The organism is Burkholderia sp. Ac-20353 (assembly GCF_017104785.1).
Taxonomy (GTDB): domain Bacteria; phylum Pseudomonadota; class Gammaproteobacteria; order Burkholderiales; family Burkholderiaceae; genus Burkholderia.
In genome coordinates this window covers 1-2,902 of record NZ_JAAGPL010000387.1, presented here as the reverse complement: position 1 = coordinate 2,902, position 2,902 = coordinate 1, and the positions used below count along the sequence as shown (strand labels likewise).

The following is a 2,902-nucleotide window of genomic DNA, read 5'->3' as shown; positions in this document are numbered from 1 at the left end:
AGCGCTCCGCCCACCGCGAGCAGCGCGCGCTCGCGCGGCGCTCGCTCGTCGAGCCAGGCTGTCAGCGCGGCGCGGGCCGCGCGGAACCGAGGGTCCATTTCGCGTCATCCTCCTGAACGGACAGGCCCTGTGCCTGCAAGCGGCGGCGGAAAGCGCCGGCGTCGAGCGTCGTACCCGGACGGAACGTCACGTCGAGCGTGCCGTCGCGATAGTCGAGCGTCGCGACGGCGTCGGACGGAATCGGCGTGAGCGCACGCGACAGCGCCGCAGCGAGCACCGGATAGTCGCCCGCACGCATCTCGCCCGTCGCACCGCGCAGCCGCTCGAGCCCGGCCTGCATCTGCGCGTGCGGATCGAGCACGGCCGTCGTGGCGGGGAACGCAGCCTTCATCGCATCGATCATCCGCGCGTTCAGCGCGTCCTCGCGCGCACGCAGCCTGTACCACTGGATGTTGACCGTCGCGACGGCTACCACGAGCGACGCCGCGGCCAGACCGAGTGCGAACCGCCACGGACGCCAGCCTTGCGCGATGCCCACAGTGCGCGCGCCGGATGCGAACTCGAACTGACAGAGATCGAACGGGCAGGCAAGCGCGCCGCGAGCGAGCGTTTCCCACGGCAAGGTTTGCGCGGCGAGCGGGAATGCGCTGCCGGTGGGCGAGTCAGTTCTCGCAAGCGTCGAGGTGCGAGCGGTGGGCTGTCCGGCATCGGCATGTGGCTCGCGCGCATCGCCGTCGTGCGGCACGTCCCCGTGCGCGGTGATGGCCAGCGCATGTACGCGGATAGACTGGTATCGCGACAATTCCGCAATCGCCACGTCGAGCGCCGATGCATGTGCAGCGAATCCGTATCCGGTCGTACCTTGCCTCACCACCAGCTCGACCCATTCCCGATCGACCGCGTCGTGGTCCGCTTCGGCGCGCGGCGTCGCGCGGTGCACGATCAGTACGTCCGCTTGGTCGACAGCGCGCGCGTCGTCGGCCAATACGGCTTCCGTCACGGTGCCCGTTTGCGTCGCCGTGGCCGCGGCAGTCTCGGTCGTCTCGTCAGCAGCTGCAATCGCCTCGTCGTCTTCTTGCCCACCCAGCTGCGGTGTCGCTGCGAGCGCATCATCATCCGCCACGCCCACCCCACGAACCGGCAGGCAATGAATCAACGGCACCGCGCGCAAGCGGCGATGGCCTGCACCGGCAAACACGTCGAGCAGCCCCCCGAACCGCTCACGATCGACGACTGCCACGCGCCGCTGCGCCGCGTCCTTGTCCAGCGGACCGACCGCGACATGACAACGCTGCGCATCATCGAGCAGATACTCCTCGACCACATTCGGCAGGATCCGGCGCAGCTTCGTTCCGGTGACGGGCGGCAACGCGACGTCGACGAGCAGCGTGTCGCGCGCGGCCAGCACGAGCAAGGTGACGGCAGCCTTCGGCCACACGTCTTGTCGCGCGTCGCCCGCGTGCGTGAGCCGCGCGTGGCCGTCGAAGCGCGCATACGGCATCGGCATCGTCGTCCACGTCGCCGCGTCGAACGTGTCGAGCGGCGGCAACAGCACGATCAGGCTCGACATTGCGCGCTCCGTTTCCGTCGTTGCATCGGCATGTGCATGACGTCGCTCATGGCCGGCGCACGACGAAGTTGCCGATCCCGGTCGCGACGACCGCAAGCCGCACATCGCCGGACGACAGCGTGATCGTCACCGGAACGTCGATGCTCTCGTCGCCGATCACGACCCGCGACACCGGCTCGCCGCCGCCCGTGTAGCGGATCGACACGCCCGTCACGTCGGTGCCCCAGCGGCGCGGACGGAACAGTTCGTCGGTCATCGGCGACCACGCGCCGCTCTCGGTGCGCTGCAGGAACCGGTAGCCGCCGCCCACCGGCTGCCACGCGATCGACAGCGAGCGCACCTGCGCCTCGTCGCCAGCCGATTCGAGCAGGCTCGCGAGACGTTGCGCTTCCTCCGCGAGATCGGTGCGGCGATTGCGCGACGGCGCGAGCGCGACGACTGCGACGAGCAGCCCCGCGATCACGAGCACGACAAGCATCTCGAGCAGCGTGAAGCCCGCCGCGCGCCGACCGACACGCAGCACGCGGCTACTGCCAGGAACCGATGTCCGCATCGTTCCCCTCCCCACCGGGCTTGCCGTCCGCGCCGTAGCTGAACACGTCGATCGTGCCGTGCGCGCCCGGGTTCAGATACTGGTACGCGTTGCCCCACGGATCGCGCGGCAGCCGTTCCAGATAGCCGCCGTCCTTCCAGTTGTTCGGCACCGGGTCCGTCGCCGGCTTCTGCACGAGCGCGGTCAGCCCCTGCTCCTGCGACGGGTAGCGGCCGTTGTCGAGGCGATACAGGTTCAGCGACTGCATGATCGTGCCGATGTCCTGCTTCGCGGCGATCCGGCGCGCCTCGTCAGGACGGCTCATGATCTTCGGCACGATCAGCGCCGCGAGAATCCCGAGGATCGCGATCACGACCATGATCTCGATCAGCGTGAAGCCGCGTCGCGCGCGGCGTGAAGCGCGCTGCGGCGCGCGTGTAACGTGTGGCGTCATCATGCATTCACCCTCGCATCAAAGAATGTCGACATGCCGCTTGAATCCGGATTTGAACCCCGACTTGAACCCCGATCGGCCCACCGCCGATCCCTTGAACTTCACACCACGATGAAACCCGCCGAACTGCTCCACTCCATCCCGCATCCGTCCGCCGCCGCACCGGCCGTTGCCACGCTCGCCGCCGGCGCAGCGTTCGTCGCGGTTGCACTGTGGTCCGTGCACGTGCTGCGCGCACCCGACGCGCCCATGCCCGCGCGCCCCGCGCCGCCGGCACCGTTCGACGTCTCCGCCGGTGCGCAACTGTTCGGCGCCAAACCCGGCGACGACGCGCAGCACGCGGTCA

3 protein-coding genes and 1 pseudogene are annotated in these 2,902 nt (G+C 69.3%); 1 reads left to right on the top strand and 3 read right to left on the bottom strand.

Features of this window, described 5'->3' with window-relative positions; all coding sequences use genetic code 11:
- Positions 1 to 61: 61 nt before the first annotated feature.
- From gspL to gspG, 3 genes are read right to left on the bottom strand one after another with little or no spacing between them, the layout of a single operon-like run.
- Positions 62 to 1,570: a type II secretion system protein GspL gene (gene gspL / locus G3N94_RS40495; RefSeq protein WP_205799783.1), complete on the bottom strand. Its 1,509-nt coding sequence runs from the start codon at positions 1,568 to 1,570 to the stop codon at positions 62 to 64.
- A 46-nt stretch (positions 1,571 to 1,616) separates the two neighbouring features.
- Positions 1,617 to 2,123 carry a GspH/FimT family pseudopilin gene (locus G3N94_RS40490; RefSeq protein ID WP_205799782.1) on the bottom strand — a complete coding sequence of 169 codons (507 nt, stop codon included), beginning with the start codon at positions 2,121 to 2,123 and terminating at the stop codon, positions 1,617 to 1,619.
- Positions 2,098 to 2,556 (bottom strand): type II secretion system major pseudopilin GspG, encoded by a 459-nt coding sequence (gspG, locus tag G3N94_RS40485; RefSeq protein ID WP_205799784.1) that lies wholly within the window; start codon positions 2,554 to 2,556, stop codon positions 2,098 to 2,100. Before gspG ends, G3N94_RS40490 begins: the two co-directional genes overlap by 26 nt.
- 111 nt (positions 2,557 to 2,667) lie before the next feature.
- Here gspG and G3N94_RS40480 point away from each other — a divergent pair.
- A pseudogene (locus G3N94_RS40480) lies at positions 2,668 to 2,902 on the top strand (hypothetical protein); the annotation flags it as partial.

Bases quoted from the DNA above. Each gene is read 5' to 3' on its own strand.
- gspG (WP_205799784.1), bottom strand. From the start codon at position 2,556: ATGACGCCACACGTTACACGCGCGCCGCAGCGCGCTTCACGCCGCGCG.
- G3N94_RS40490 (WP_205799782.1), bottom strand. From the start codon at position 2,123: ATGCGGACATCGGTTCCTGGCAGTAGCCGCGTGCTGCGTGTCGGTCGG.
- gspL (WP_205799783.1), bottom strand. From the start codon at position 1,570: ATGTCGAGCCTGATCGTGCTGTTGCCGCCGCTCGACACGTTCGACGCG.